We start from the raw sequence: 26,173 nt of genomic DNA, 5'->3' as shown, positions 1-26,173 counted from the left end.
GGTCCAACGTGTTCAAATCCATCGTTTTGCCTGTCGTCGCCGTCATGGGGGTCATCGCCTCCGCTTCCGCCGACGAGGGCCAGTGGCAGCCGCACCAGCTGCCGCAGCTGAAGTCCGAACTCAAGCGCATCGGCATCACCATCCCGGCCGAGAAACTGGCCGACCTGTCCAAGCACCCGATGAGCGCCATGGTGTCGCTGGGCGGCTGCTCGGCGTCCTTCGTCTCGCCGGACGGCCTGATCGTCACCAACCACCACTGCGCCTACGGTGCGGTGCAGCGCAACTCGACCCCGGAACACAATTACATCGTCAACGGCTACCTGGCCAAGACCCGCGACGCCGAGCTGCCGGGCGGTCCGAACACCCTGGTCTACGTGACCGAGAAGGTCGAGAACGTGACCGACCACGTGCTGAAGGGCCTGTCCGCCAGCATGTCGGGCAAGGAGCGCCACGAGCAGGTCGAAAGCCGCATCAAGCAGCTGATCGCCGAATGCGAAAGCGACAAGGCTTACCGCTGCTCGGTGCCGGCCTTCCACCGCGGCCTCGAGTACTACCGCATCAAGCAGCTGATGGTGCGCGACGTCCGTCTGGTGTACGCGCCGGCCGACAGCGTCGGCAACTTCGGCGGCGACATCGACAACTACGAGTTCCCGCGCCAGGCCGGCGACTTCTCCTTCCTGCGCGCCTACGTCGGCAAGGATGGCCGCCCGGCCGATCCGTCGCCGGATAACGTGCCATACAAATCCAGGGACTTCCTGGTGGTGTCGGCCGAAGGCCTGAAGAACGGCGATCCGATCCTGCTGGCCGGCTACCCGGGCCGCACCAGCCGCTACAAGCTGCCGTCGGAGATCCGCTTCGCGCGCGACGTCGACTACCCGGCCAAGGTCGCCTCGATCACCGCCGACCTGTCCGTCATCGCCGCCAGCACCATGGGCAACCCGGCCTGGGATGTGCGCTACGCCAGCGTCGCCAAGAGCCTGAACAACGTGCTGAAGAAGACCCAGGGCCTGCTCGACGGCTTCGCGCGCAAGGACATCGCGGCGATCAAGGACGTGCAGGATGCCGAGTTCCGCAGATGGTACAAGCAACACGGTAAAGGCGGCAGCCTGCTGTCCGACCTCGATACCGCGATTGGCAACGACATGGCTTCCTCGCAGCAGGAAGCCGCGTGGGCGGAAGCGACCCACAGCGACCTGCTCAAGAGCGCACGCAGCCTGTACCGCCTGTCGCTGGAGCGCCAGAAGCCGGACGCCCAGCGCGAAGCCGGCTACCAGGAACGCGACCTGTCCTTCATCAAGGCGCGCCTGACCCGCCTCGAACAGTCCTTCGTGCCCAGCGTCGACCAGGCGCGCTGGACCGCTGGCCTGAACCGCTACGCCAAGATCGATGCGAAGAACCACCCGCACGGACTGGACGCGCTGCTGCCGAAAATCGATGCGATCCCGGCGATGTATAAATCGACCGAGCTGGCCGACACCGCCAAGCGCCTGGCCTGGATCGGCAAGGATCCGGAAGCCTTCCGCAAGTCGAACGATCCCTTCATCCAGCTGGCCGTGCGCCTGCACGACACCGGCATGGCGCTGGAAGACCGCCGCAAGGAAGTCGACGGCAACCTGGAACGCGTGATCCCGCAGTACATGGAAGCCGTGATCGCCTGGAAGAAGTCGCAGGGCAAACCGGTCTACCCGGACGCCAACTCGACGCTGCGCGTGACCTACGGCACCGTCGGTTCGTACACCCCGCGTGACGGCATCGTCAAGGGTCCGTTCTCGACCGTGGAAGGCATCGTCGAAAAGGCCACCAACAAGGAGCCGTTCAACGCTCCTGCCAACCTGCTGCAGGCGATCCGCGAGAAGCGCTATGGTGTGTTCAAGGATCCGGTGCTGGGCACCGTGCCGGTCAACTTCCTGACCAGCGCCGACACCACCGGCGGCAACTCGGGTTCCGCGGTGATGAACAAGCGCGGCGAACTGGTCGGCCTGAACTTCGATTCGACCTACGAATCGATCACCAAGGACTGGTACTTCGACCCGGTGATCACGCGCGCGATCCACGTCGACATCCGCTACATGCTGTGGGTGATGAAGGAAGTCGACCATGCCGACAACCTGTTGAAGGAAATGACGATCAAGTACCCGAAGAAGTAAGCGGTAACTCGACGGAACGCGTGGGCACGGTGTGCCCACCCTACAAGGTCGGTGGCGATCGTAGGGTGGGCACCCCGTGCCCACGTTTCATGTCAGCCCACCGGAAACCAGATATCGAATCTGGTCTCGCCCGGCCCGGCCGGCGCCAGCGCATACGTGCAGCCATGCCGCCCCAGCACCTCGCGCACGAACATCAGGCCGATGCCCTGGCCACCCTTCTTGGTGCTGACGAAAGGCGCGAACAGGCGCTGCGGCGCGCCGTCCCCGAGCAGGGCGCCGGAGTCGAACACCGACAGGCGCACCCGTTCCCCCAGATCCTCCAGCTCGACGCGAATGGCACCCCCGGCAGAAGCATCGCGCGCATTGCGCTCGTCGATCGCCTCGACCGCATTCTTGACGATGTTCAGCAGCGCCTGTTCGATCAGCTGCACGTCGAGCTGCAGGGGCGCGACCGCATCGCAGCGGCTCCAGCCGAGCTGAATGCCGCGCGCGTTGCACTGCTCGCGGTTCAGCCAGAGGATGTCGTCGACCACGTCCTGCAGGCGGGTCGGCCGCAGTTCCGGTGCCGGCATCTTGACCACGCGGGTGAAGCGGTCGATGAACTCGCCCAGGCTGGTGTTGCGGCGCTTGACGGCGACGATGGCGGTGACGAAGTCGCCGGCGTCGCTTTCCTCCAGCTGGCCGCGGTAGGCCAGCAGGGAGTCGAGCACCGAGCCGGTGGCCGCCACCGTGTTGTTGACCTCGTGCGCCAGCACGCGGATCAGGCGCGCATACGTGGCGCGTTCCGAGTCTTCAAGTTCGGCGCTCAAGTCCTCGACGATCAGGAAGTGGCGCGCGAAGCCGCGGTCGAAGAAGCGGCTGCGCTGCGCGCGGTAGCGCCGGCCGTCCAGGTCGACCACCAGCCGGCTGTCGCCGAGTGCCAACGCGTCGAGCTGGCGCACCAGGTCGCGGCTGCGTGCCCGGCCGCGTTCGTCGCGTGCGCCATCGAAGGCGGCATCGCCCTCGATCCATGCCGACAACGGCTTGCCGAGCGGCGCGGCCAGTCCCAGCAGGCTGGCGGCGCTCGCATTCACCAGGCTGATCGCGTGGTCGAAGTCGAACACCAGTACCGCGCTCGGCGTGGCTTCCAGCAGGCGTTCGAGGAAGCCCTGCTGCTCGCCGGCCGCCAGGCGTTCGCGGTGCAGGACGCTCAGCATGCCGTTGAACATGGCGACCAGCGCGTCGAGTTCCGTCACGCCCGGCAAGGCCAGACGCGCCGCGTACTGCTGGTCCTGCAGCAGGTCGTGGAAGCGGCGCGTGTAGCCGAGCGGCTCCAGCGCACACCGGATCAGCCACCAGCCCAGCGCCATGCTGGCCACCAGCAGCGCTTCGGCGCCGACGAACAGCAGCGGCTGCGCCGGCAGCAGCAGGGTGGCGCAGCCGGCGAGCGCCAGATGCAGCAGCGCCAGGTAAGCCGTGAGCCGGGTCTGTAGTTTGATGGCCGGCAGCTTCATTCCTCGCGCACGCCCGCACCCAGGCCATGGCGTTCGAGGCGGCGGTACAGCGCCGTGCGCGACAGACCCAGCGCCTTGGCCATGCGCGAGATATTCCCCGCATGCTGCTGCAGCGCCTGTTCGATCATGTGGCGCTCGACCTGTTCCAGCGTCATCCCGTCCACGCCGAGCCGGCCGTTGGTCGCACCTTCGTCGACCGCGCTGGCGGCCAGGAAGTCGGCCTGCCCCAGATGCTGTTTGCCGGCCAGGAGCAGGGCGCGCTCCAGAGTCTGCTTCAGCTGGCGGATATTCCCCGGCCAGGGCTGGTTAGCCAGCCAGTCCAGCGCATCCGGCGCCAGCACGACCTCGCCCAGGCCATAGCCCTGCGCCACACTGTCGGCGATATGCCGTGCCAGCAGCGGGATGTCGCTGCGCCGTTCGCGCAGCGGCGGCAGGCGGATCGTGATCAGGTTCAGGCGGTAGAACAGGTCCTCCCGGAATTCGCCGCTGGCCACCAGTTCCGCCAGCTCGCGATTGGTCGCCGACACCACCCGTACATCGGCCTGGGCGGTCATGCTGGCGCCGACCGGCTGGTAGCGCTGGTCCTGCAGCACGCGCAGCAGCTTGACCTGGTCGCCGCGCTGCAGCTCGCCGATCTCGTCGAGGAAGAGCGTGCCGCCGTCGGCCGCGGCGACGTGGCCCTTGCGGTCGCTGCGGGCGTCGGTGAAGGCGCCGCGCACGTGGCCGAACATCTCGCTCTCGAACAGCGAGCTGGCGATCGCGCCCATGTTGATCTTGACGATCGCTTGCGCGGCGCGCGGACTGTTGCGGTGGATGGCGTCGGCGATCAGCTCCTTGCCGGTCCCGCTCTCGCCGAGGATCAGCACCGGTGCCCGGGTACGCGCCACCTGGGCGATCGTCTCCAGCACCTTCAGCAGCTTCGGATGCTCGCCGACGATGGCCGAAAAATCGCATTGCGCATCCAGCGCGCGGCGCGTCAGCCTGGGCGTCGAACCTGGAGCGGCAGCGTCCAGGGTGGCCTCGACCAGCGCCACCAGCTGGCCGTTGTCCCAGGGCTTGGTGAAGAAGTTGGCGGCGCCGGCCTTCACGCCGCGCACCGCCAGCGCGATCGAGCCCCAGGCCGTCATCAGGAGCACCGGCAGGCCGGGCTGCAGCCCCTTGATGCGGGCCAGCAGGTCCAGCCCTTCCTCGCCGCTGGTCTGCAGCGAGAAGTTCATGTCCTGCAGAACCAGGTCTACCGGAGCGGCTTGAAGCCGGTCGAGGGCCTGCTGGGGACCGTCGGCGCAGACCGCGTCGAAGCCGGACTGTTTCAGGAGCAGGGCCAGCGAGACCTGGACCGCGCCGTCGTCGTCGACGATCAGGATGCGGCGCTTGCGTGTTGGTTCCATAGGCTTGATGCGAGGCTTTCTTTTATTCGTAGTGCAGCGCTTCGGTCGGGCTGAGACGGCTGGCGCGCCAGCCCGGGTAGAGCGAGCAAAGCAAGGATAGCAGATAGATCACCCCCATCGACAGTCCGGCGGCGCCGGTGAAGACGGCCCAGTTGAGGCCCTCGCCCAGGGCGCCGGTCAGGGGCAGCTGTACCAGCAGCGCCAGCGCCACGATCATCGCGCTCGAACTGAGCAGCAACTGCTCGGCGATGATCTGGCGGTAGATGCTCCCGGCGCTGGCCCCGACCGCGCGCCGCAGGCCGATCTCGGGAATCCGCCGCGTGGTGTTCTGCCACAAAACCCCGAACAGGCCGAAGGCGACCATCGCGACCATGAAGGCAGCGATCACGGCAATCACGATGAAGGGCACCAGCTGTTCCTTCAGCGTGCTGGCGCGCATTGCCGCGAGCGGCGCGATCTCGTAAGCCCAGTCATTGCGGACCAGCTTGAGCCGGCGGTTCAGGGCCGTCTCGAAACTGCGCGGGGTGCCCGGCGCCACCTTGATCAGGATGGTGCGGGGACGCGATTTGCCGGCATGCGGGTCGAAGCGCGTCAGCACGAACTTGACCGGTGCCATCAGCGGCCCTTTGTTGCGGTAGTCCTCGACCAGGCCGACCACGCGCAGGGTGCGCACGGTATCCTTGCCTTCCTTTTCGGTGAACTGCTGGCCCAGCGCCTGGCGGCCCGGGAACATCGCCGCAGCCATGCGCTTGTTCAGCACCACCGGATGCACGGCCTGGCCGTCGTCGCGGGCGTCGAACCAGCGTCCCGCCACCATCTTGAGGCCGAGGACGGCGGCGGTGCCGTCGCTCGACTCGAAGATGTTGGTGTGGACCTCGGCACCGGTCTGCGGCGACTTGTAGCTGGTGGTCCAGGTCGACATCGTATAGGGCGAGTAGGCCGCGAAGGCGACCTCGCGCACCTCGGGCAGCTCGCGCAGGCTGCGCCGCAGGGTGTCGTAGACGTCGGCCGGAATCGCCTCGTCGGGCACGTCGCCCAGCACCATCCTGACCGACCAGGTGTCGGCGCCATCGAAGCCGATCGGCTCGCGGTACAGCTGCCAGTTGCGCAGGCCGAAGGCGGCGATGCCGAACACGACGGCAAAGGCGAGCAGGATCTCCAGGCTCAGCATCAGGTTCCTGGTCTTGCGCTTCCAGGTCAGCTTCAACAGGTGGCGCAGCATCACGCGGCTCCTTTCAGGGCATGGACGGGATCGAGGCGGGACATCTTCCAGGCCGGGATCAGGCCGGACAGCAGGCCGAACACGAAGGCCAGCAGCATGCCGCAGGCGAATACGGTCGGGTTGATGCCGACTTTCAGGTAGGGGATCAGCTGTGCGCTCTCCAGCCACCACAGCACCAGGCGGGTACAGGCCAGCCCGATCAAGCCGCCGGCCAGGGAGAGCAGCACGTTCTCGACCACCAGCTGGCCGGCCAGCTGCATGCTGGTCGCACCGAAGGCCTTGCGCACGCCGATTTCCGAACTGCGCTCGAGAATGCGGCCGGTGTTCAGGTTGACCAGGTTCAGTGCGGGCAGCAGCATGAACAGCAGCATGCCGACGGCGATCCGCAGCAGCAGCGTGCCGCCGCCGGAGTCGACCTGCTCCTTGTTACCCAGGAGTTCGCGCGCAACGAGGTCCAGCTTGCTGTCGGCCCAGAAGGTGGTGATGGCGAAGGTATGCGGGTCCTTGTCGACGAAGGTCCTGGCGGCGCGTTCGACTTCGCGCTTGACGCGTGGCAGGTCGGACGAGTCCTTCGCCAGCAGCATGGCGGCGAAGGAACCGGTCAAGTCGTCGCGCCACGTCCCGGACGGGAAGGTGTACAGCGGCGCCCAGATATCGGCAAAGGCATTCATGTGGATGACGTCCTCGACCACCCCGATCACTTCGAACATCTGGCCGCCGATGCTGATCTTCTGGCCCAGGGCCGATGCGTCGCCGAACAGCTTGCGCGCAGTGGTGGCATTGATGACGGCAACGAAGCGGCCCATGCTGTCGTCGTCCACGTCCGGCAGGCGGCCCGCCAGCAGCTTGAAGTCGAGGATGCGCCAATAGTCGGCGTCGACGCGCCGCATCTGCAGTTCGCTGACGCGGTCGCCCTGGTAGACCGACACCGAGGCGGGCGTGGTGAAGGCCGAGACGCGCTCCAGGCCGGGGATCGGCTTGAGGTATTTGTCGATGGTCTTGAAGCCCAGCAGGGAGGTGCGCGTCGTGTGGTGGTCGGCGCTTTCACTGCGGATGCCGTAGACCTGCAGGAAGCGCTCGCTCTTGCCTTCCACCCCGCTCGGCCAGAAGGCGGTCTCCAGCAAAGCGGTGATCACCATCAGCACCACCAGCGTGAGCACGATGCAGGCCAGGTTGATCGCCGTGAACAGCTTGCGGCGCATGAAGACCTTCCAGGCGGTCAGCAGGTAATTACGCAGCATGGAGGTGCTCCGGGGTGACCAGCTGGCCGTCGAATACGCGCACGATGCGGTTGGTGCGGCGCGCTTCCTGTTCGTCGTGGGTGACCATTACCACGGTCGTGCCTTCGCCGTTCAGCTTGAGCAGGATGTCCATGACTTCCTCGCCCATCTTGCTGTCCAGGTTCCCGGTCGGCTCGTCGGCCAGCAGGATCTTCGGCTGGCCGACGATGGCGCGGGCGATCGCCACGCGCTGCTGCTGGCCGCCCGACAGCTGGTTCGGATAGTGGTCCATGCGCGCACCCAGGCCGACCTTTTCCAGCGCCTCGCGCGCCAGCCGGCGCCGTTCGGCGCCGCCGCCGCTGCGGTAGAGCAGCGGCAATTCGACGTTGTCGATCACGCGCAGGTCCGGGATCAGGTGGAAGCTCTGAAAGATGAAGCCGAAGGTGCGGTTGCGCAGGGCCGCCAGCTGGCGGTCGCCATGGCCCTTCATCGACACGCCGCCGATCTCGACGCTGCCCTGGCCGGGCCGGTCGAGCAGGCCGATGATGTTCAGCAGCGTGCTCTTGCCGCAGCCGCTGGGGCCCATCATGGCCACGAATTCGCCTTCCCTGACGTGCAGGTCGATGTCCCTCAGGGCCAGCGTTTCGACCTTGTCGGTGCGGTAGGTCTTGCTGACCTTGTTCAGTTTGATCATGTCGTTCTCCTTATTCGGTAATACGGATACGGTCCAGGTCCTTGAAGGCGCTGGTGTCCGAGACGATGAAGCGTTCGCCGGCCTGCGCGCCGTCGACCACTTCGATGACCTTGCCGTCGCTGGCGCCAAGCGTGAGCAGGATCTTGTGTGCGGCGCCGTCGCGCACGGCGAAGGCGGGCTGGCGCCCCTTGCCGTTGAAGGCGCTGCCGTTGTCGAGTACCAGCACGTTGGCGCGGCGCTCGGTGACGATGTTGGCATCGACCCGCATCTTGTTGCGCAAGTGCGGGTTATGCGGCTGTTCGAGGTCGACCAGCAGCTTGATGGTGCCGTTCTGGATTTCGGGCAGGATGGTGCGGACCGTGCCGGCCAACACCTCGCCGTTCTGCTCGACGCGCACCGGCTGGCCGGCCGCCAGCTGGCGCGCGTGGAAGTCGGACAGGGTCGCTTCGACGCGGTAGTTGTTCAGTTCCGAGACGCGCGCCACCAGCTGGCCCGCCGCCACGCTGGCCCCCGCTTCCTCCACCAGCGAGGTCAGCATGCCGGAGAAGGGCGCACGCACGCGGGTCTGTTCGAGCAGGCCTTCCTGACGCGCGATCTGCTTCTGCAGGATCGCTTTTTGCAGGTTCGCCGCGGCGATGCTGCTGGCGGTACTGCCGCGCGTATCCTCGATCAGCGCGCGCTGCTGGCGCAGCTGGACTTCGTTGCGCTGCACGTTCAGTTCGGAGGTCAGCAGATCCTGGCCGGACACCAGGCCGCTTTCGCGCAGCTTGCGGTTGCGCTCGCGCAGCGCGCGGCTGGCCTGCAGGTCGATCTCCAGCAGTTCGATGGCGGAGGCGGTTTGCTTGAGCTTCTGTTCCATCTCGAGCTTCAGCGTGACGATCCTGTTTTCCTGTTGCGCCAGCTGCTCCTTCAGCGCTTCGAGCGCCAGGCGGATTTCGCGGTCGTCCAGTTCCAGCAGCAGCTCGCCCTGTTTTACCTGCTGGCCCGGTTTGGCCAGCACGCGCGCGACGCGGCTCGCGCCCGGGCTGGACACGACTTCTTCGTGCACGGGGATGACCACGCCGGCGGCGTTGATGGTGTTGTCGACGTTGCCGCGCCTGACCTCGGCCACGACGATGTCGCTGGCAAGCACGGCGGGACGCACGGCACGGTTGATGCCCCAGGCCGCGGCCAGGAAGCCGGCGCACAGCAGGATGCCGGTGGCGAGGCGGAGGAGGTGGCGGCGGCGCAGGGTGTCGATGCCGATGGCTTGGTCCATGGGGATGCAGGTTTCAAAGTCAAGATGCATCCTTCATTGCAAGCATCGTGCCAGAGGGGCTTCCCTCTGGCGGATGCAGCCGGCGCGCCGTCACGCTGCCCGTGCGCGGGCACTGGTGTCCGGATCCGGGCAGTCGACGTCGGCTCAGTGGCCGATGTTCTTGGCCAGGAAGGCTTCCAGGCGCTGGTAGAACTCGGTCACGTTCCTGGTGTCGTAGAAGCCGTGGCTCTCGTTGGGCGCAAGGAACCACTCCGGCGGGTGGCCGGCCTTGACCAGCGCATCGCGCATCGCCTCGGCCTGGTTGAGCGGGGCGCGCTTGTCCTTGCCGCCGTGGACCAGCAGCACCGGCGCCTTGATCTTCGCCGCCAGCAGCGCCGGCGAGAAGCGGTCGAGCTCCGCCTTGTCGGTGCCGATGTAGCGCCTGAGCTGGGCCAGGAAGCGCACGTCGCTCTTCACCTCATCCGTCTTCTCCATCAGGTTCAGGTCGTACACGCCGGCATAGCCGACCGCGCAGCGGAAGATGTCGGGTTCGCGCGCCGCCAGCATCAGCGCGGCGTAGCCGCCAAAGCTGGCGCCGACCACGCAGATCCGCTGCGGATCGACGGTGCCCTGGCCGATGGCCCAGCGCACGCCGTCGACCAGGTCGTCCTGGATCTTGCCGCCCCATTGGCGGTAGCCGGCGCGCATGAAGTTCGGCCCCCGGCCATCCGAACCGCGGAAGTTGACCTGCAGGACGGCGTAGCCGCGGCTGGCGAGGAACTGGGCATCGGTATCGAAGAACCAGTCGTCGGCCACATTGTGCGGACCGCCGTGCGGCAGCAGCACCATCGGCAGCTTGACGCCGGGCGCGGCGGCCGGCGCGGTCAGGAAGCCGTGCAGCGTCACGCCATCGCGGCTGCGGAAGCTGATCGGGCGGCGCTGCGCCATCCGCTCCGGATCGATGCCTTCCATCGCCGAGAACAGCAGGTCGGCCTTGCCGGTGTCCTTGTTGAACAGGTAGTAGGAACCGGGATCGCGGTCGCTGGCGACGCCGAACAGCACCAGCCTGCCGTCCTGGCTGAAGCTGTGGAAGCTGACCCAGGCCCCCGGGAACTGCTGGCTGAGAAGCTTGTGCAGGCGCGCATCCTCGCTGCCCTCGTCGAAGTACACGGCACGCGCGGCGCCGAGGCCGGCGCGGGCGCCGAAAGGCACGCCGCTGCCGGCGCCGTACAGCAGGCCGGCCGGCTCCGCCTCCGGATCGGTATAGAGCGTGGTGCGCGCGCCGGTCGCCAGGTCTTCGCGTATCAGCGCGTCGGGCTCGCCGGACTTCGAGTAAAGCGCCGCGAAGCGGGTGTCGTCGGCGGAGAAGCCGATCGGTACATAACGCTCCACGTCGGCCTCGACCTTGTTCCAGGCCCCGCTCGCATCGTCGCGCCGGAACAGCAGGGCGTAATTGTCTTCGTCGGTGCCGTGGGCAAAGCGCGGCTTGCCGTCATGCTGGATCAGGAAGCCCAGGCCGCGTACCGGCAGCGTGGCGATCAGCTTGCGGACTGCGTTGCGCGTGTCGATATCGTACAACAGCGTGCGGTTGGCTCCCCACAGGCGCGAGGTCACGAAGACGTGGTCGTTGTAGCTGCTGGTCGTGTCCTCGATATAGCCATAGGCTTCGTCGGAAGGATAGCGGTTGCTGCGCGAGGATTGCTCGAACATGCGGTAGCCGTGCAGGTATTCCTGCTTCTGGCCGTTGTAGTCGGTGGCGAGCAGTTCGCCGGTCGATATCGGCTTCTCGCGCGAGCCCAGCTCCATCCCGCGCGCGATCACGAGGCGCTTGTTGCTCACCCAGCGGCAGTCAAGCGGCACCTCGAAGGCGGACAGGCGGATCGCGCCTTCCACCTTCAGGTCGGGCAGCGAGTAGACCATCACCACGGGTACCGGGCGCTCCCCACCCGGCATGCGGACGGTGATGGCGATGTGCTTGCCGTCCGGCGCCAGGCGCGGCAGCGAGTACTGGTCTTCGCCGGCGAAGGCGGCAATCGGGATCGGCGCTGCGGCGGGCGCAGATGCAGGCGCAGCGAGGGCGGGCAGTCGGGCGGCAAGCAGGGCGGTGCAAAGCAGGATTCTGGTCAGGCGCATGACGTTCCGATCAATGCTGTGTGGAGAGAATGCGGATGAGTATATATCCATGGCTGCTGCCGATATCCTCACTTTGTCACGACGTGGTAGCCAAACAAACCGGAGGCTGGCTTGCGGATTCGCGCGCCACCTCCCATAATCGCCTGCTGACCTGCCACCTCCCTGCCTGCCGCGCATGAACGACCCGTTTTCCTTCCTCGGCTTTCCGACCACGCCGCTGGAACTCATCTCCTTTGTCCTGTCGATCGTGACGGTGCTCCTGAATATCCGCCGCATCCACTGGGCCTGGCTGTTCGCGATCGTTTCATCGAGCACCTACGGCATCGTGTTCTTCGAGGCCCGTCTGTACGGCGACGCCGGCCTGCAGGCGGTGTTCATCGTCGCCTCGATCTGGGGCTGGTACGAGTGGCTGCGCGGCACCGGCCAGGACGACAAACCATTGGTGGTGAGCTGGCTGAACCGCCAGGGCTGGATCGCGTCGCTGGCCGGCTGGCTGCTGGGCTTCGTCCTGCTGTCCTGGTTCCTGCACGCGTACACCGACACCGACGTGCCGCACATGGACGCCTTCCTGACCGCCGGCAGCCTGCTCGGCACGCTGCTCGCGGCGCGCAAGAAGGTCGAGAACTGGCATGTGTGGATCGCGGTGGACGTGCTCTACGTCGGCCTGTACGTCTACAAGGGCCTGCACCTGACCGCGATCCTGTACGCGGCCTTCGTGTTCATGGCCGCCATGGGCCTGCGGACCTGGGCGCGTGCCGCGCGCGAGGGCGTGCGATGACTTTGCAACGGATCGCGATCCTCGGCGCCGAGTCGACCGGTAAGTCCACCCTGGCGCCGGCCCTCGCTGCGCGTTACGACACGCTGTGGGTGCCCGAGTACCTGCGCGAGTTCGTCGAGACCCGGCAGCGCGTGCCGCATGAAGAAGACCAGTTCGGCATCGCGCGCACCCAGCGCGCGCGCGAGGACGCGATGGCGGCGTCCAGCGACGCGCGGCGCTTCCTGTTCTGCGATACCACGCCGCTGATGACGGCGGTCTACAGCCGCATCTACTGGGGCAGGGTGCCGCCCGAACTGCTGGCGCTGGAAGCCGAACACGATTACGCCCTGACCCTGGTCGCCGGACTGGATCTGCCCTGGGTGCCGGATGGCCTGCAGCGCGAATCGGAAGCGGTCAGACAGCAGGTGCACGAATGCCTGCTGGCGGTGCTGCGCGAACGGGGCATCCCGTTCACGCTGGTGGAAGGCGACCTGCCGCGGCGGATGCGGCAGGTCGAAGCCTTGCTCGGCTAGACTTTAGAAGTCGAACTGGCCGGAGATGCGGAAGGTGCGCGGCGCGCCCGGCAGCAGGTAGCCGCCCAGCGCCGGCGTGACGTCGCGCCAGTAGAACTTGTCGAACAGGTTGTCGACGCGGGCCCGCAGCGTCAGCTTCGCCGCGCCCAGCTTCACGCCATAGGCGGCGCCCAGGCCGAACACGTGGTAGTCGGGCACGAACACGCGGTTCTCGACGTCGAAGCCCTTCTTGCCCGCGTACTGCCAGTTGGCGTCGAGCTTCAGGCCGGGCAGTTGCGGCACGGCGTATTCGATCCAGGTGGTCGACTTGAAGTTGGGGACGTCGGTGACGCGCTTGCCGTCGATGCTCGCATCGCCGGTGCCGTCCTGGCGGGTGTTCAGCGCCATCAGCGACACGCCCGCCTGCAGACCGGCGCCCAGCTTGCCGTCGGCCGCCAGTTCGATGCCGCGGTGGGTCTCGCGGCCGCCGCGCACGTAGGGGTGGCGCTGCAGGGTTTCGCCATCGACCATCACTGGCAGCGTGCGGTTCGGGTCCGTGTATTCCAGACCCTGGCGAATCTGGAACAGTGCTGCCGACAGGTTCAGCCCGGCCATCGATCCCTTGGTGCCGATCTCGAACTGCTTCGCGCGGCCCGGCTCCAGCACCTGGTTCTCGTTCGCGGTCTCCATTGGCGCAATGCCGCCGTGCTGCAGGCCGTGGCTGATCGCCCCGTAGACGTTCCAGTCGGGGTTCAGTCCATACACCAGCGCCAGGTTCGGCAGCAGGAAGTCGGCGCGGCTAGCGACGTAGGCCGGGACGGCCAGATCCGCCTCCCAGTCGCGGCGCTTGGTCTGCACGTAGCGCAGGCCGCCGTGCAGGGTCAGCTGCGGCGTGAGGGTCACGATGTCCTGGGCGAACAGCGCGCTTTCCTGGTCGCTGCGGCGCTCGAACACGGGGCCGGTCACGCGCTCGGGGCCGACGTGCGGGGTGTCCAGCGGGTGCCAGATATTGCTGTAGCCGACCAGGTCGTACACGTAATCGCCGAAGCTGTCGTGGCGCTCCGAATACGAGGCACCGACGGTGAGCTGATGCTTGACGATGCCGGTCGCAAAGCGCCCCTGCAGCATGGCCTGCAGGCCCCACGGGGTCTTGCGCTCGCCGACGCTCTGGTAGTCGTAGACGTCGTAGTCCCCGTTCGAGCAGAAGCCCGGATAGTAGCCATCGCCCTCGTTGCTGCACCCGTAGGGGAAGGCAGTGTAGTCGTCGCGCTTGAACCAGTGCTTGTTGGCGGCGACCGTCGCTTTCCAGCCATCGGCCAGTTTGTATTCGAAGCGCAGGCCGAGGTTGGCGTCGCGGGTGTCGACCGGACGCGCCCAGGGCTGGTCGTTCAGCAGCAGCTTGTTCGAGACGCCGCTCGGCAGCACCTCGTTGCGGATCAGCTGGTAGCCGGGCGCCGTCAGCTGCGCCTTGTGCTGCCAGTCGAGGTCGAGCTCCAGCCTGGCATCCGGCGTGATCTGCCAGTCGAAGGCGCCGGAGACGAACTGGCGCTCGCCGTTCGCGCCGCGCACGTAGGAGTGCAGGTCGGCGGCGGCGGCATTGATGCGGTAGCCGAAGCGGCGGTCCTCGAAGCGGCCGCCCAGGTCGATGCTGCCGTACAGCGTGCCGCGCTCGCTCACTTCCACCGTCGCTGACCTCAGCGGCGTGCTGGTCGGGCGCTTGGTCACGTAGTTGACGATGCCGCCCGGCGTGGCGATGCCGGCGGTGAGGCCGGCCAGGCCCTTGAGCACCTCGATGCGTTCCTTGTTCTCCAGCGGGATCTGGGTGTCGCCCGGGATCGCGAAGCCGTCCTTGCGGTAGCTGTAGTTATTGTCGAGGGCGAAGCCGCGGATCGAGAACTGCTCGGCATAGCCGACCGCGTTGTAGGCGTCGCTGACCGAGGCGTCGTAGCGCACGGCTTCGGTGGTCGAGCGGATCGACAGGTCCTGCATCTGCGTGCGGCCGAAGGCGGTGATCGAGGCCGGGGTGTCGACGATGGGCGTGTCGGCAAAGCCGCCGACGGCGGCGCGCTCCAGGTTGGGTGCGCGGGCGCCGGTGATGACGACTTCGTTCATCGGCTGCGCGCCGGTTTGTGCGTGCGCGTTCAGAGAGAAGGCTTGCGCGATGGCGCAGGCCAGAATGGAATACTTCAGTTTTGGGTTCATTGTTTGCTCGTCTTCGCGCCGGCTGGGGAAGGGCAAACGGGAATGGACGCCGTCTCAGGCATCACGCTGCGCTTTCCTTCGCTGGCATTATCCAGATCAGGTACGAAGGGTATTTCTCACCCGACAGCGAATATCTGCTGCCAGGACCCCTAGCGAAGGCGCGAGTGTAGCACGGATGCGCGGCGACGTGGTGCGCTTGTCAACACCGTGCTGGTGTGCGATTCAGACGCGTTGCGTGACGTAGGATTCGCGCAGCGGACGCCAGCCGAGCCGCTTTTCGAACAGGCGGCGGTAGCGGGTGTCGATATGGGCCGGCGTGCGGCGCACGTAGTCTTCGGCCTTGGCGCGGTCTTCGCCCTGCAGGCTGTCGAGCCAGGCGACGGCTTCTTCCGAGGTCGGTGCGCGGCCGCTGGCGCCGGCGAATTTGGCGGGCAGGGCCGTCCAGACGACGGCGTCGATACCCTTGCGCTGCATCCATGCCGCGATGCGCGGATCGGCCTCGGCGCCGTCGACCGGCGGGATGCTGCCGACGCATTCGGGATAGCCGGGACGGATCTGCTCGCGCTCGCCCAGCATGGCGCGCGCGGTGTCGAGGTCGCGGGTGGCGAGCCAGGCCCAGTAGGTCGGCACCGGCTTGAAGCCCTCGCACAGGGCGAGCGCCAGTTCGGGATCGTCGTCGCTCTGGCGCACGAATTCGATGGGGAGATGGGGGCCGTCCGGATGCCAGCCGGAGGCCAGCTTGAGGGGTTGGGGCTTGTACAGCAGCGAACCCCAGGCGATGCAGGCGATGTTCATGGGCACTTGCTTAATTTGACGATATTGAGCGCCAGTCTAGCCTGCCACAGAAAAACGCCGAGCACGCGACGCGCGCCGGGGCCGGGTGAATTCTTCTACCATGCAGCGACGAGGCCTCGCCCGGTGAGCACCCATGGATCTGACTTTCCTTTACTCTTTCCTGAATCGAAGTAACTCATCGGTCGTCATTACCGACGTGCATGCTGCCGACAATCCCATCGTTTTCGTCAACGCTGCCTTCAAAAAGATGAGCGGTTACGCCAGTGCGGACGTGTTGGGGCGCAACTGCCGCTTCCTGCAGGGCGAAGACCGGGAACAGCCGGGCCGGCACGCACTTGCCGCTGCGGTGGCGGCGCGAAGGGACTGCGAGTGTCTGCTGCGGAATTACCGCAAAAACGGCGACATGTTCTGGAACAAGCTTTACGTGTTTCCTTTCGAAGGCGAGGACGGGACCGTCAGCCACCTCGTCGGGTTCCAGCACGATGTCACCCTCGAGCGGACCCTGCTTGCCAGGGTCGAAGCGATGGCGCGGGACTTGATCCAGGCCCAGGAAAGCGAGCGCAAAGCCTTGTCGCGCGAACTGCACGATGAGTTGGGGCAGCGCTTGTCGGCGTTGAACCTGTTGCTGCACCGGACGCAGCCGCTGTTCGAGGCCGGCGGCGAAGCCGCGCTCTGGCAGCAGGCCGAGCAGGAGCTGAGGTCGATGGTGGGCCTGGTGCGCGACATTGCCGTTTCGCTGCGTCCGCCGGACCTCGATTACTTCGGGCTGGAAGCGTCGATCCGCCAACTGCTGGCGCGGCGGCTGGCGCACGGTCCGGCCTGGGTGTTCGAGTATGCCGGGCTGCCGGCACGCCTTGCGCCTATGCTGGAAATCAGCATCTACCGCATCGTCCAGGAGTGCGTGACGAACATCGTACGCCACGCCGGCGCACGCCAGGTCGTGGTCGAAATCGTGGGCGACGCAGGCAGCCGCGAACTCGAGCTGATCGTAAGGGACGACGGTTGCGGCTTCGAAGCGCCGGCCTGTTCGGCGTGGAAGAGCGTGTGCAGCTAATGAAAGGCAGCTTCGCCATCGACAGCATGCCCGGCCGCGGTACCCGCATCGCGGCCGTGCTGCCGCTGTCACTTCCCGCCGAGCCCTGACGGAATCAGAGGCTGCGCTCCAGCACCTTGCGGCTGACCGCCAGCGTGACCTCGCCGGTTTCGCCCAGCTTGGTCATGCCATGGGCTTCCAGCGCATTCACCACCGCCGGCACCACATCCTGGCCGAGACCGTAGTCCGACAGACGGGTAGCCACGCCGACCGAGCGGAAGAAGTCTTCGGTGCGGGCGATCGCCGCCTCGATGCGCGCATCTTCGTCACCCTCGCGCAGGTCCCACACGCGCGCCGCGTACTGCAGCAGCTTGGCGCGCTTGGCCTCGCGGCGTTCGCGCAGCATCGCCGGCAGCACGACCGCCAGGGTCTGCGCGTGGTCCAGGCCGTACAGCGCGGTCAGCTCGTGGCCGATCATGTGGGTCGCCCAGTCCTGGCTCACGCCGGCGCCGATCAGGCCGTTCAGGGCCAGGGTCGCGGTCCACATCAGGTTGGCGCGGACGGCGTAGTTCTCGGGCTCGGCCAGCGCACGCGGGCCTTCTTCGACCAGGGTCTGCAGCAGGCCCTCGGCGAAGCGGTCCTGCACCTTGGTATTGCCCGACACCGTCATGTACTGCTCCATGATGTGGACGAAAGCGTCGACGATGCCGTTGCCGACCTGGCGCGCCGGCAGGGTGTAGGTGCGGGTCGGGTCGAGGATGGCGAACTGCGGGAACACCAGGCGCGACATGAAGGCGAACTTTTCCTGGGTCGCCTTCTTCGTGATCACGCTGCCGGAGTTCATCTCGGAACCGGTGGCCGGCAGGGTCAGCACCGCGCCGAAGGGCAGGGCCGCGCGCACGTTCTTCGCGTGCTGCTCGAGGATGGTCCAGGGATCCTCGTCCAGCTTGGCGCCCGCGGCGACGAACTTGGTACCGTCGATGACCGAGCCGCCGCCGACGGCGACCAGGTAATCGACGTTCTCGCGCTTGACCAGGGCGATGGCCTGGGTCAGGGTCTCGTAGCTGGGGTTGGGCTCGATGCCGCCGAATTCGAAGACGGTGTGGTCCTTGAGTGCGCTCATCACGGCGTCGTAGGTGCCGTTGGCGCGGATGCTGCCGCCGCCGTACAGCACCAGCACGCGGGCACCGGCCGGGACCAGGCGCGCCAGGCGCTCGATCTGGCCTTCGCCGAACAGGATGCGGGTCGGGTTGTAGAAATCGAAGTTAAGCAAAATGAAAATCCCCCTCGGGTTTGCACAGGAGGGGGATTATGGCGCAAGCGCGGAAAGCGCGTTGGCGGCAGCTAAACCTGCGCCGGCTCCAGCACCGGCGCCGCATGCTCGACGTGGGCGCGGGCGTGCAACAGGTGGCGCTGCAGTGTGGTGCGGGCCGATTCGCCGATCCGGCGCCAGTGCTCGCGGCGCTGGGCGGCGCGCTTGCGGTGCTTGGATGGCATCTCGGACAGCGGCTTGACGTAGAAGGGCAGTGCGATGCGGTAGCCCTGCTTGCCCGGCATTTCTTCGCCGCCCAGGATTTTCCAGAAGCCGTCGTAGGCGTTGGCGAAATGCTTTTCCGGATCGGGGTCGTAGGTGGGGTGGTCTTCGCTGCGAATGGCGACCACCTGGTCGATGCCGACTGCCTGCGCCACGCCCTGCATCGCGGCGAAGCAGAAGAAGCTCGGCGAATTGTTCGGGAACACGCGCTCGAACGCCTCGAAGGCGGCGCCGGAATCGATCCAGCGGCCCTGGTTACGGGCAATGAAGGGGACGACCGGCGCATCGACGCCGACCATCTGGCCTTCGAGCCAGCTGAAGGACAGGCGGTGCAGGCACTTGCCGTCGGCGACCAGGGCCAGCGTGAGGTCGCCCTCGGCATCGCTGCGCGAGGCCATCTCGAGCTGGATCAGGAACCGGCTGCCTTCGGCCTCGCACTGCCACAGCGGCAGGCAGCGGGTGCCGTAGACGGCCTGCTTGTAGGCTTCGTTGAAGGTCGTTTCTTCGAAGCGGTAATGGCTCAGGACCGCCTGCACACGCTGCCGCGCCGACAGGCCCTTGACCAGGTAGTCGCGGTGGCTGAGGTGGTGGAACAGGTCGTCGTTGGGCGGCAGCGCCACGTGGTTGCGGTAGACGCCGAGCTGGCAGAGGGCGCGGTGGTCGCGCAGGTAGGCCAGCACGCGCAGGCTGCGTGCGATGCACAGGAACCAGGAAGTCAGGCCATACTGGCTGCGGCGGGCCATCCAGTGCTTGGTGAGGTGAGCGAAAATCATGGTGCGCTCCGGACATTCATTATCGGGTGGTTCTATCTTGACTCACCGCCTTGGACGGGACGGTGATATTGCTCAACGGAAATAAAATGCTGGGCAGGTCAAGATCGCCACGCTCGATAACGCATCCCTTTTGTATTTTTCGTCGTGATCACGATGTCTCTTGTTGATTTTTTGTCAGGCTGAGTTGCCATTTGCAAGACTAGCACGATTGCCGCGCCGAACATCGAAATCATCATGAATAATTGAGTCATCCCGAATAAGACGAGGAGCGTCGAATCATGGTTGAACTTTTTTACTGGCCGACGATCCAGGGGCGCGGCGAATTCGTCCGACTGGCGCTGGAGGAAGCCGGCGTCGCCTACGTCGACGTCGCGCGCGAGGCTGGCGGCATGGCGCGCATGCTGGCCGCGATGGATGGTCCCGACCATCCGCCCTTCGCGCCGCCCTTCCTGAAGGTCGATGGCCTGACCATCGGCCAGACCGCGAATATCCTGCTTTACCTCGGCCAGCACCACGGTCTCGCGCCCAGCGACGAAGCCGGCGGCCTGTGGGTGCACCAGCTGCAGCTGACGATCGCCGACCTGGTCGCCGAAACCCACGATACGCACCATCCGATCGCGACCTCGCTGTACTACGAGGACCAGCGCCCCGAGGCCAAGCGCCGCACCGCCGACTTTATCGAAACGCGCATCCCGAAGTTCCTCGATTACTTCGAGGGCATCCTGGCGCGGCCCGAGCCCAAGGATTACCTGCTAGGGGCCACGCTCACCTATGCCGACCTGTCGCTGTTCCAGCTGATCGAGGGACTGCGCTACGCCTTCCCGGCGACGATGGCGCGGATCGACGCCGGCTATCCGCTGCTGGGCGCCCTGCGCGACCGGGTGGCGGCGCGTCCCAACATTGCCGCCTACCTGAAGTCGGAGCGGCGGCTGCCCTTCAACGAGGAAGGGATTTTCCGGCACTATCCGGAGCTGGAGAACGACGAGAAAAGCTGAGCTCATCCCCGCCAGCGCGGGGATGGCGGTTCAGTCCCAGACCGGCGCAAAGTCCGGGCTCACCAGGCGCTCGCCGCGTTCCAGCCCATCGATCGCGGCGATGTCCTCCGCGGCCAGCACGAGCGCCGGCGCCTTCAGGTTCGCAGCCAGGTTCTCGCGCCGCGTCGAGGATGGAATCACCGCGTAACCCTTGGCCAGCGACCATGCCAACGCCACCTGTGCCGGCGTCGCATGCAAACGCTGCGCAATCGCCGCGATGACCGGATCGGCCAGTACCTTGCCGTAGGCGAGCGGCATGTAGGCGGTCACATGGATGCCGTGTTCGCGCGCGAAAGCGGCCACGCTGCGGTTCTGCAGGTAAGGATGGAGCTCGACCTGGTTGGTGGCGAGGCTGGCCGCGCCGACCGCGGCAATCGCCTGTGCCAGCAGGGCGTTGGTGAAATTCGACACGCCAATCGCGGCGCTCAGCCCCTGGTCGCGCGCTTCGCGCAAAGCCTGCATCGATTCGGCCACCGGCACCGCGTTCTGCGGCGAAGGCCAGTGGATCAGGGTCAGGTCGACTTGCTCCAGGCGCAGTTTGTGCAGACTGTCCTTCAGACTGGCGATCAACTTGTCGCCGGCGAGGTGCTCGGTCCAGATCTTGGTGGTGACGAAGACTTCGCGGCGCGGGACCCCGGAAGCTTCGAGCGCCTGGCCGACCTCGGCCTCGTTGCCGTAGATCTGGGCGGTGTCGATGTGGCGGTAGCCGAGCTCGAGGCCGTTACGCACCGAGTCGACCGCTTGCTGGCCCTGCAGGCGGAAGGTGCCGAGGCCGAGTTGGGGCATGTTGTTCATCTGTGTTCTCCTTGGATGCGTTAATGGGTGAGGACCGCCGGTTCGCTTGAAGAGGGCGCCGCGATACCGCGCGCCGCATCGAGCCGGTCCAGGCGTCCGGCCAGCGTCGTCAAGCCCAGCGCGCCCAGCACCACCAGCGCGCCGATCCAGGGCGTGGCCATCAGGCCGATGCGGTCGACGATGATGCCGCCGCCCCAGGCGCCGAGCGCGATGCCGACGTTGAAGGCGGCGATGTTCAGACCCGACGCCACGTCCACCGCCTGCGGCGCATCGCGGCCGGCGCGCTGTACCACATAGACCTGCAGACCGGGCACGTTGCCGAAGGCGACCGCGCCCCAGGCCAGCACCGTGATCAACACGGCGATCTTGTTCGCGGCGGTGAACTGCAGCACCAGCAGCACGGCGGCCAGCAGCGCGAACACGATCTGCAGCGCGCGCACCGGGCCCTTGCGGTCCGCCAGTTTGCCGCCCCAGATATTCCCGAAGGCGACCGAGACGCCGTACACCAGCATCACCAGCCCGACCGCGCCGGCCGAGAAACCGGCCACCTGCTGCAGGATCGGCGCCAGGTAAGTGAAAGCGACGAAGGTGCCGCCGTAGCCGAGGGTCGTCATCGCATACACCAGCAGCAGGCGCGGCTTCTTCAGCACCGCCATCTGCGTCGGCAGGCTGGAAGGCGGGCTGCCGGCAATGGCCTTCGGTACCAGCAGGGCGATGCCGATGAAGGCGATCACGCCCAGCATGGCGACGGCCAGGAAGGTCGTCTGCCAGCCGAAGCGCTGGCCGATGAAGGTCCCGAGCGGCACGCCGGTCACCAGGGCGACGGTCAGGCCGCTGAACATCAGGGCGATCGCGCTGGCCGCTTTCTCCTTCGGCACCAGGCTGGTGGCGATGGTCGAGCCGATCGAGAAAAACACGCCGTGCGCGAGGCCGGTCAGCACCCGCGCGGCCATCAGCGCTTCGTAGCCGGGCGCCATCCAGGCGACCAGGTTCCCGGCGGTGAACAGCAGCATCAGGCCGAGCAGCAGCAGCTTGCGCGGCACGCGCCCGGTCAGCGCCGTCAGCACCGGCGCGCCGATGGCGACGCCCAGCGCGTACAGGCTGACCAGCAGGCCGCTTGATGGCACCGACACCTGCAGGCTGGCGGCGATGGTGGGGATCAGGCCGACGATCACGAATTCCGTCGTCCCGATGGCGAAGGCGCTCAGCGTGAGCGCCCATAAAGCGAGTGGCATGGCAGGTTCTCCTTGTTGCCTTGATCGAAGCCAGCATTCTGATGACGTAGCCGTGTAGGAAAAATAGGCTGCCGTACAATAGACTTTTGACTCGGAGTCACAAATGCTGGACATCGGCGCCCTGATTACCTTTGTCACCGTCACGGAAACCGGCTCGTTTTCGACCGCTGCCCAGCAACTGGGGCAGACGCCCTCGGGCGTGTCGCGCACCGTCTCGCGGGTCGAGAAAGAGCTGGGGATGACCTTGATGCACCGGACCACGCGCCGCCTCGACCTCACTGCGGAAGGCGCCTGGCTGCTGGAGCGTGCGCGCCGGGTGCTGGCCGAGCTGGCGGACCTGGATGCCCAGGCGGCGTCGCGGCGCGGCCATCCGGCGGGGTTGGTACGCGTCAACGCCGCCACGCCCACGCTCGACCACCTGGTGGCGCCGCTGGTGGCCGACTTTCTCGACCAGTATCCGCAGGTGACGCTCGAACTGACCAGCGGCGAGACCTTCGTCGACCTGATCGAGGAAAAGGTCGACGTCGCGATCCGCATCGGCATCCTGCCCGACTCCAGCCTCAACGCCCGTCTGCTGGGACACAGCCGCATCCGCGTGCTGGCTTCGCCCGCCTACCTGGAGCGCCACGGCCGCCCGGAAAAGGTGGCCGACCTGGCGCAGCACCGGCTGCTCGGCTTCACGGCGCCGGCTTCGCTGAACACCTGGCCGCTGAGCGACGGCGGGCAGGAGGGCTGGCTCGCCAGGCCGCAGGTGACGGCGTCCGGCGGGGAGACCCTGCGCCACCTGGCGGTCGAAGGGGCGGGCCTGGCCAGCCTGTCCGACTTCCTGACCAGCGGCGATGTCGCTGCCGGCCGCCTGGTGCCGGTGCTGGAGCACAGCGCGCTGCCCTGGACCCAGCCGGTCTGGGCGGTGTTCTATAAACAGGAGGCGCTGGCGCCGCGCGTGGCCGCGCTGGTCGACTTCCTGGCCCAGCGGCTCGGACCCTTGCTGCACAAATAAAAGCTTGTTGTTTTGCTCATGAGCATCGGGTAGCATAAGATGCATGACACAACGCCGCCAGTTCCTGATCAACGCGCCTCTGGGCCTGCTCGCCGTCGCCGGCGTCGCGAAAGCCGAGCCGCAGGATTCCACCACCCCGACCAATCCGCCCAGCCTGTCCACGCCGGGTGCGCCGCCGACCTTCGGCGCCACCGCGGCGGTCGGCCCGGACGTCACGCCCACGACCTTCGCCGAAGCCGAGAAGCTGATGCAGGTGAGCTACAAGCCTGCCCAGCGCGCGATGATGGCCGGCAGCTGGAAGGTCTCGCTGGCCTCGACCATGGAGCGGCGCACCGGCCCGCGCAAGCTGGCGATCGGGGACAGCGTCGCGCCGGCCACGGTCTGGCACGCGGCGGCAGCCGTCGGCGCGCCCGCTGGCCCGGCACGCGAGCGCTTCGTGCGCAGCCGCAACGATGCCGGCCCGCTGCCGCAGAAAGACGAGGACATCGCTTTTGCTCCGGTCACGAAACTCTCGCGCTGGATCGAAGCGCGCGCGCTCACGTCCGAGCGCCTGACCCGCATCTACCTCGAGCGCATCAAGCGCCATGACGGCAAACTGCGCAGCGTGATCACGCTGACCGAAGAACATGCGCTGGCCCGCGCCCGCCAGGCGGACAGGGAGATCGCTGCCGGCAAATACCGCGGCCCGCTGCATGGCATCCCCTACGGCGTGAAGGATCTGCTGGACACCAAGGGCATCCGCACCACCTGGGGCGCGGAGTTTTATCAGAACCGCGTGCCGGCCCAGGACGCGGCGGTGGTGGCCAAACTGGACGCCGCCGGCGCGGTGCTGATCGCGAAGCTGAGCCTGGGCGCGCTGGCGCTGAACGACGTCTGGTTCGGCGGCCAGACAATGAATCCCTGGCTGCTGGAGGAGGGCGCTTCGGGCTCGAGCGCGGGTCCGGGCGCGGCCACCGCTGCCGGCCTGGTCGGCTTCTCGATCGGCAGCGAAACCGGCGGCAGTATCGTCAGCCCGTCGATGCGCTGCGGCGTGACCGGCCTGCGCCCGACCTATGGCCGGGTGCCGCGCACCGGCGCCATGACCCTGTGCTGGTCGCTCGACAAACTCGGTCCGATGACGCGCAGCGTCGAGGATGCGATGCTGGTGCTGAAGGCGATTTCCGGTGTCGACGCCGGCGACGTCGCCAGCGTGCCGGCAAAGCTCGACTACGATGCGAACGCGAAGGTGGCAGGCCTGAAGGTCGGCTATTTTGCCGGCTGGATGAAGGAAGCGCCGGCCACCGATGTCGACCGCGCCGCGCTGGAGAACCTGAAGAAGCTGGGCCTGACGCCGGTGCCGGTGACGCTGCCCGACTGGCCCTACCAATCGCTGAACGCGGTGCTGTTCGCCGAAGCGGCGGCGGCGTTCGAAGAGATCACGCTGGACCACCGCGTCGACCAGCTCAAGGCCCAGGTGCCGGACGCCTGGCCGAACCTGTTCCGCGAGGCGCGCTTCCTGTCGGCGGTGGACTTCGTGCAGGCCGACCGCATGCGCCGCAAAGTGGCGCTGGAGATGGCGCGCATCTTCCGCGAAGTCGACCTGCTGCTGGTGCCTTCGCTGCGCGACGAGATGCTGACGATCTCGAACTTCACCGGCCACCCCTCGCTGACCCTGCGCACCGGTGCCGTGATGGTGGAGCAGGCGAGGTCGGACTGGGCGCCGAATCCGGTGCAGCCGCTGCCGACCTTTTCGCCGGCGCGCCGCGTGCCGCATGGGGTGACCTTGATCGGGCGCCTGTTCGACGAGGGGACGATAGGGCGCGTGGGGCTGGCGCTGGAGAAAGCGGCTGGCGTTGCCGGCGAGCGCCCGCCGGGTTTCTGATACGTCATTCCCGGCATTGCCGGAAATGACTTCCCGCGTAGGCGGGAATCCAAGTGTGCACGCGTCGCCGTAACGCATACGGAACCTGGATCCCCGCCTGCGCGGGGATGACGTTATTGGGCGCGTTCCAGCCGCTTGTAGTACACCAGCGAAAACACCACCGGCACCAGCGCCGCCGCCAGCAGCGCGGCGGTCGCCACATACCCCGGCAGGCCGGCCAGCGCGGCGGCCAGCACCACCAGGCCGCCCACCACCATGCTCTTGCCGGCCAGGCGGTGCGTCGCGTACCAGACGCGTTCGCTGGCCAGCGTCCACGGCGTGCGCACGCCCAGCCAGAAGTTGCGCTTCACCTTGCCCAGCACATTCCCCAGCAGGACGATGGCGATGCCGATGCCGCCCAGCAGCGCGCGGCCGATGTCCAGCGCGCCCTGCGTCAGCACCGCCAGCTGCACGCACTGGATATAGGCGAACAGGCCGACCACGACCAGCCCGCTGAACCACCAGGTATCGCTGAAACCCTCGACCCTGAACTTGTCCGGCGAGACGCGCGGCAAGGCGGGCCACAGCAAAATCGTCAGCCCCATCAGCAGCGGCTCCAGGAAGATCATGGCGCGCGGTCCATGGCCGTCGGCCTGGCCGGCCGCGTCCCAGTGCGTGGGAATGGTCGCCGGCAGGTCCCGGTACACGAAGAGGGTGGCCGCCAGCACGAGCACGAACACCGGAACCGACCACCACAGAAAGCGCTGCTTCGTCATTGCCGGTCTCCCTTGTCTGCCTTGTTTGTCTTGTCCGCCGCGGCGCCGCCGGCCATGTCCAGGGTCCAGGCCAGGACGTCCTGCAGCACCGTCGTGTTCAGCGCGTACCAGATGGTCTGGCCCTCGCGCCGGCTGCTGATCAGGCCCGCGTCCTTGAGCACCGAGAAGTGGTGCGACATGGTCGGCTTGGTCATGTCGAAGCGGGCGGCCACGTCGCCGGCCGTCATCTCTTCCTTGCGCAGCAGGTGCAGGATCTCGCGGCGCGTCGGATCGGCGATGGCCTTGAAGGCGGCGGTCAGCTTGCCGGTCATGTTCGAATCTTATCTAATTAGACAATGATCTAACTATAGGCC

Annotated in this window: 22 protein-coding genes and 1 riboswitch; of the genes, 7 read left to right on the top strand and 15 right to left on the bottom strand. The window is 67.0% G+C overall.

The features are described 5' to 3' along the window. The first annotated feature begins 8 nt into the window (after positions 1 to 8). Positions 9 to 2,147 (top strand): S46 family peptidase, encoded by a 2,139-nt coding sequence (locus tag NX782_RS21270; protein ID WP_370661820.1) that lies wholly within the window; start codon positions 9 to 11, stop codon positions 2,145 to 2,147. 92 nt (positions 2,148 to 2,239) lie between these two features. Here NX782_RS21270 and NX782_RS21265 read toward each other — a convergent pair whose 3' ends face one another. The 7 genes from NX782_RS21265 to NX782_RS21235 all read right to left on the bottom strand — a co-directional run bounded on the left by NX782_RS21265 (position 2,240) and on the right by NX782_RS21235 (position 11,534). Next, positions 2,240 to 3,640 carry a sensor histidine kinase gene (locus NX782_RS21265; RefSeq protein WP_258847494.1) on the bottom strand — a complete coding sequence of 467 codons (1,401 nt, stop codon included), beginning with the start codon at positions 3,638 to 3,640 and terminating at the stop codon, positions 2,240 to 2,242. Further along, the gene (locus tag NX782_RS21260) at positions 3,637 to 5,028 is read right to left on the bottom strand and encodes a sigma-54-dependent transcriptional regulator (protein WP_258847493.1); all 1,392 of its coding nucleotides are present in this window, start codon (positions 5,026 to 5,028) and stop codon (positions 3,637 to 3,639) included. The genes NX782_RS21265 and NX782_RS21260 overlap by 4 nt, the downstream gene beginning before the upstream one ends. Positions 5,029 to 5,050: 22 nt before the next feature. Next, positions 5,051 to 6,250 carry an ABC transporter permease gene (locus tag NX782_RS21255; RefSeq protein ID WP_258847492.1) on the bottom strand — a complete coding sequence of 400 codons (1,200 nt, stop codon included), beginning with the start codon at positions 6,248 to 6,250 and terminating at the stop codon, positions 5,051 to 5,053. Further along, positions 6,250 to 7,491: an ABC transporter permease gene (locus tag NX782_RS21250; RefSeq protein WP_258847491.1), complete on the bottom strand. Its 1,242-nt coding sequence runs from the start codon at positions 7,489 to 7,491 to the stop codon at positions 6,250 to 6,252. Before NX782_RS21250 ends, NX782_RS21255 begins: the two co-directional genes overlap by 1 nt. Continuing rightward, positions 7,481 to 8,164, bottom strand: a complete 684-nt coding sequence (locus NX782_RS21245) for an ABC transporter ATP-binding protein (RefSeq protein WP_258847490.1) — start codon at positions 8,162 to 8,164, stop codon at positions 7,481 to 7,483. Before NX782_RS21245 ends, NX782_RS21250 begins: the two co-directional genes overlap by 11 nt. A 10-nt stretch (positions 8,165 to 8,174) precedes the next feature. Continuing rightward, on the bottom strand, positions 8,175 to 9,422 hold the full coding sequence (locus tag NX782_RS21240) for an efflux RND transporter periplasmic adaptor subunit (RefSeq protein WP_258847489.1): 1,248 nt from the start codon (positions 9,420 to 9,422) through the stop codon (positions 8,175 to 8,177). 144 nt (positions 9,423 to 9,566) lie between these two features. Next, on the bottom strand, positions 9,567 to 11,534 hold the full coding sequence (locus tag NX782_RS21235; RefSeq protein WP_258847488.1) for an alpha/beta hydrolase family protein: 1,968 nt from the start codon (positions 11,532 to 11,534) through the stop codon (positions 9,567 to 9,569). A gap of 175 nt (positions 11,535 to 11,709) precedes the next feature. On the opposite strand from NX782_RS21235, the gene pnuC reads away from it, so the two are divergent. Then, positions 11,710 to 12,312: a nicotinamide riboside transporter PnuC gene (gene pnuC / locus NX782_RS21230; RefSeq protein ID WP_258847487.1), complete on the top strand. Its 603-nt coding sequence runs from the start codon at positions 11,710 to 11,712 to the stop codon at positions 12,310 to 12,312. Then, positions 12,309 to 12,824, top strand: coding sequence for an AAA family ATPase (locus NX782_RS21225; protein WP_258847486.1), 516 nt, complete (start codon positions 12,309 to 12,311; stop codon positions 12,822 to 12,824). The genes pnuC and NX782_RS21225 overlap by 4 nt, the downstream gene beginning before the upstream one ends. 3 nt (positions 12,825 to 12,827) lie before the next feature. On the opposite strand, the gene NX782_RS21220 is transcribed toward NX782_RS21225, so the two are convergent. Together NX782_RS21220 and NX782_RS21215 are read right to left on the bottom strand one after the other, a co-directional pair. After that, positions 12,828 to 15,005, bottom strand: a complete 2,178-nt coding sequence (locus tag NX782_RS21220) for a TonB-dependent siderophore receptor (protein ID WP_258847485.1) — start codon at positions 15,003 to 15,005, stop codon at positions 12,828 to 12,830. Between the two features lie 56 nt (positions 15,006 to 15,061). After that, a riboswitch (TPP riboswitch) is annotated at positions 15,062 to 15,166 on the bottom strand. Positions 15,167 to 15,227: 61 nt separating this feature from the next. Next, positions 15,228 to 15,800 carry a hypothetical protein gene (locus tag NX782_RS21215; RefSeq protein WP_258847484.1) on the bottom strand — a complete coding sequence of 191 codons (573 nt, stop codon included), beginning with the start codon at positions 15,798 to 15,800 and terminating at the stop codon, positions 15,228 to 15,230. A gap of 133 nt (positions 15,801 to 15,933) precedes the next feature. On the opposite strand from NX782_RS21215, the gene NX782_RS21210 reads away from it, so the two are divergent. Then, positions 15,934 to 16,854 (top strand): PAS domain-containing protein, encoded by a 921-nt coding sequence (locus NX782_RS21210; protein ID WP_258847483.1) that lies wholly within the window; start codon positions 15,934 to 15,936, stop codon positions 16,852 to 16,854. A gap of 94 nt (positions 16,855 to 16,948) precedes the next feature. On the opposite strand, the gene NX782_RS21205 is transcribed toward NX782_RS21210, so the two are convergent. Beyond that, positions 16,949 to 18,106: an iron-containing alcohol dehydrogenase gene (locus NX782_RS21205; protein WP_258847482.1), complete on the bottom strand. Its 1,158-nt coding sequence runs from the start codon at positions 18,104 to 18,106 to the stop codon at positions 16,949 to 16,951. 71 nt (positions 18,107 to 18,177) lie between these two features. Continuing rightward, positions 18,178 to 19,140: a DUF535 family protein gene (locus NX782_RS21200; RefSeq protein WP_258847481.1), complete on the bottom strand. Its 963-nt coding sequence runs from the start codon at positions 19,138 to 19,140 to the stop codon at positions 18,178 to 18,180. 275 nt (positions 19,141 to 19,415) lie between these two features. Here NX782_RS21200 and NX782_RS21195 point away from each other — a divergent pair, with 275 nt between their 5' ends. After that, the gene (locus tag NX782_RS21195; protein ID WP_258847523.1) at positions 19,416 to 20,135 is read left to right on the top strand and encodes a glutathione S-transferase; all 720 of its coding nucleotides are present in this window, start codon (positions 19,416 to 19,418) and stop codon (positions 20,133 to 20,135) included. Positions 20,136 to 20,165: 30 nt separating this feature from the next. On the opposite strand, the gene dkgB is transcribed toward NX782_RS21195, so the two are convergent. Next, positions 20,166 to 20,969, bottom strand: coding sequence for a 2,5-didehydrogluconate reductase DkgB (dkgB, locus tag NX782_RS21190; protein ID WP_258847480.1), 804 nt, complete (start codon positions 20,967 to 20,969; stop codon positions 20,166 to 20,168). A 20-nt stretch (positions 20,970 to 20,989) separates the two neighbouring features. Next, on the bottom strand, positions 20,990 to 22,318 hold the full coding sequence (locus NX782_RS21185; protein ID WP_258847479.1) for an MFS transporter: 1,329 nt from the start codon (positions 22,316 to 22,318) through the stop codon (positions 20,990 to 20,992). On the opposite strand from NX782_RS21185, the gene NX782_RS21180 reads away from it, so the two are divergent. Next, positions 22,308 to 23,204 carry a LysR family transcriptional regulator gene (locus NX782_RS21180; protein ID WP_258847478.1) on the top strand — a complete coding sequence of 299 codons (897 nt, stop codon included), beginning with the start codon at positions 22,308 to 22,310 and terminating at the stop codon, positions 23,202 to 23,204. The two genes, NX782_RS21185 and NX782_RS21180, sit on opposite strands and share 11 nt — an antisense overlap. 43 nt (positions 23,205 to 23,247) lie before the next feature. Further along, positions 23,248 to 25,065 (top strand): amidase, encoded by a 1,818-nt coding sequence (locus NX782_RS21175; protein ID WP_258847477.1) that lies wholly within the window; start codon positions 23,248 to 23,250, stop codon positions 25,063 to 25,065. A gap of 113 nt (positions 25,066 to 25,178) precedes the next feature. Here the strand turns inward: NX782_RS21175 and NX782_RS21170 are convergent, their stop codons facing one another. After that, positions 25,179 to 25,820 (bottom strand): SdpI family protein, encoded by a 642-nt coding sequence (locus NX782_RS21170; RefSeq protein WP_258847476.1) that lies wholly within the window; start codon positions 25,818 to 25,820, stop codon positions 25,179 to 25,181. Further along, positions 25,817 to 26,131 carry an autorepressor SdpR family transcription factor gene (locus NX782_RS21165; protein ID WP_308633059.1) on the bottom strand — a complete coding sequence of 105 codons (315 nt, stop codon included), beginning with the start codon at positions 26,129 to 26,131 and terminating at the stop codon, positions 25,817 to 25,819. The genes NX782_RS21170 and NX782_RS21165 overlap by 4 nt, the downstream gene beginning before the upstream one ends. Between the last annotated feature and the right edge of the window lie 42 nt (positions 26,132 to 26,173).

Source organism: Massilia norwichensis (genome assembly GCF_024753245.1).
Classification (GTDB): domain Bacteria; phylum Pseudomonadota; class Gammaproteobacteria; order Burkholderiales; family Burkholderiaceae_D; genus Telluria; species Telluria norwichensis.
The sequence above is the reverse complement of the archived record's forward strand: the minus strand, read 5'-3'. Positions and strand labels throughout refer to the sequence as shown.

Excerpts from the sequence above, each read along its gene's own strand:
- NX782_RS21225 (WP_258847486.1), top strand. The coding sequence starts at position 12,309 with ATGACTTTGCAACGGATCGCGATCCTCGGCGCCGAGTCGACCGGTAAG.
- dkgB (WP_258847480.1), bottom strand. The coding sequence starts at position 20,969 with ATGAACAACATGCCCCAACTCGGCCTCGGCACCTTCCGCCTGCAGGGC.
- pnuC (WP_258847487.1), top strand. The coding sequence starts at position 11,710 with ATGAACGACCCGTTTTCCTTCCTCGGCTTTCCGACCACGCCGCTGGAA.
- NX782_RS21265 (WP_258847494.1), bottom strand. The coding sequence starts at position 3,640 with ATGAAGCTGCCGGCCATCAAACTACAGACCCGGCTCACGGCTTACCTG.
- NX782_RS21215 (WP_258847484.1), bottom strand. The coding sequence starts at position 15,800 with ATGAACATCGCCTGCATCGCCTGGGGTTCGCTGCTGTACAAGCCCCAA.
- NX782_RS21245 (WP_258847490.1), bottom strand. The coding sequence starts at position 8,164 with ATGATCAAACTGAACAAGGTCAGCAAGACCTACCGCACCGACAAGGTC.
- NX782_RS21255 (WP_258847492.1), bottom strand. The coding sequence starts at position 6,250 with ATGCTGCGCCACCTGTTGAAGCTGACCTGGAAGCGCAAGACCAGGAAC.
- NX782_RS21170 (WP_258847476.1), bottom strand. The coding sequence starts at position 25,820 with ATGACGAAGCAGCGCTTTCTGTGGTGGTCGGTTCCGGTGTTCGTGCTC.
- NX782_RS21220 (WP_258847485.1), bottom strand. The coding sequence starts at position 15,005 with ATGAACCCAAAACTGAAGTATTCCATTCTGGCCTGCGCCATCGCGCAA.
- NX782_RS21180 (WP_258847478.1), top strand. The coding sequence starts at position 22,308 with ATGCTGGACATCGGCGCCCTGATTACCTTTGTCACCGTCACGGAAACC.
- NX782_RS21240 (WP_258847489.1), bottom strand. The coding sequence starts at position 9,422 with ATGGACCAAGCCATCGGCATCGACACCCTGCGCCGCCGCCACCTCCTC.
- NX782_RS21260 (WP_258847493.1), bottom strand. The coding sequence starts at position 5,028 with ATGGAACCAACACGCAAGCGCCGCATCCTGATCGTCGACGACGACGGC.
- NX782_RS21250 (WP_258847491.1), bottom strand. The coding sequence starts at position 7,491 with ATGCTGCGTAATTACCTGCTGACCGCCTGGAAGGTCTTCATGCGCCGC.
- NX782_RS21200 (WP_258847481.1), bottom strand. The coding sequence starts at position 19,140 with ATGATTTTCGCTCACCTCACCAAGCACTGGATGGCCCGCCGCAGCCAG.
- NX782_RS21210 (WP_258847483.1), top strand. The coding sequence starts at position 15,934 with ATGGATCTGACTTTCCTTTACTCTTTCCTGAATCGAAGTAACTCATCG.
- NX782_RS21185 (WP_258847479.1), bottom strand. The coding sequence starts at position 22,318 with ATGTCCAGCATTTGTGACTCCGAGTCAAAAGTCTATTGTACGGCAGCC.
- NX782_RS21235 (WP_258847488.1), bottom strand. The coding sequence starts at position 11,534 with ATGCGCCTGACCAGAATCCTGCTTTGCACCGCCCTGCTTGCCGCCCGA.
- NX782_RS21165 (WP_308633059.1), bottom strand. The coding sequence starts at position 26,131 with ATGACCGGCAAGCTGACCGCCGCCTTCAAGGCCATCGCCGATCCGACG.
- NX782_RS21175 (WP_258847477.1), top strand. The coding sequence starts at position 23,248 with ATGACACAACGCCGCCAGTTCCTGATCAACGCGCCTCTGGGCCTGCTC.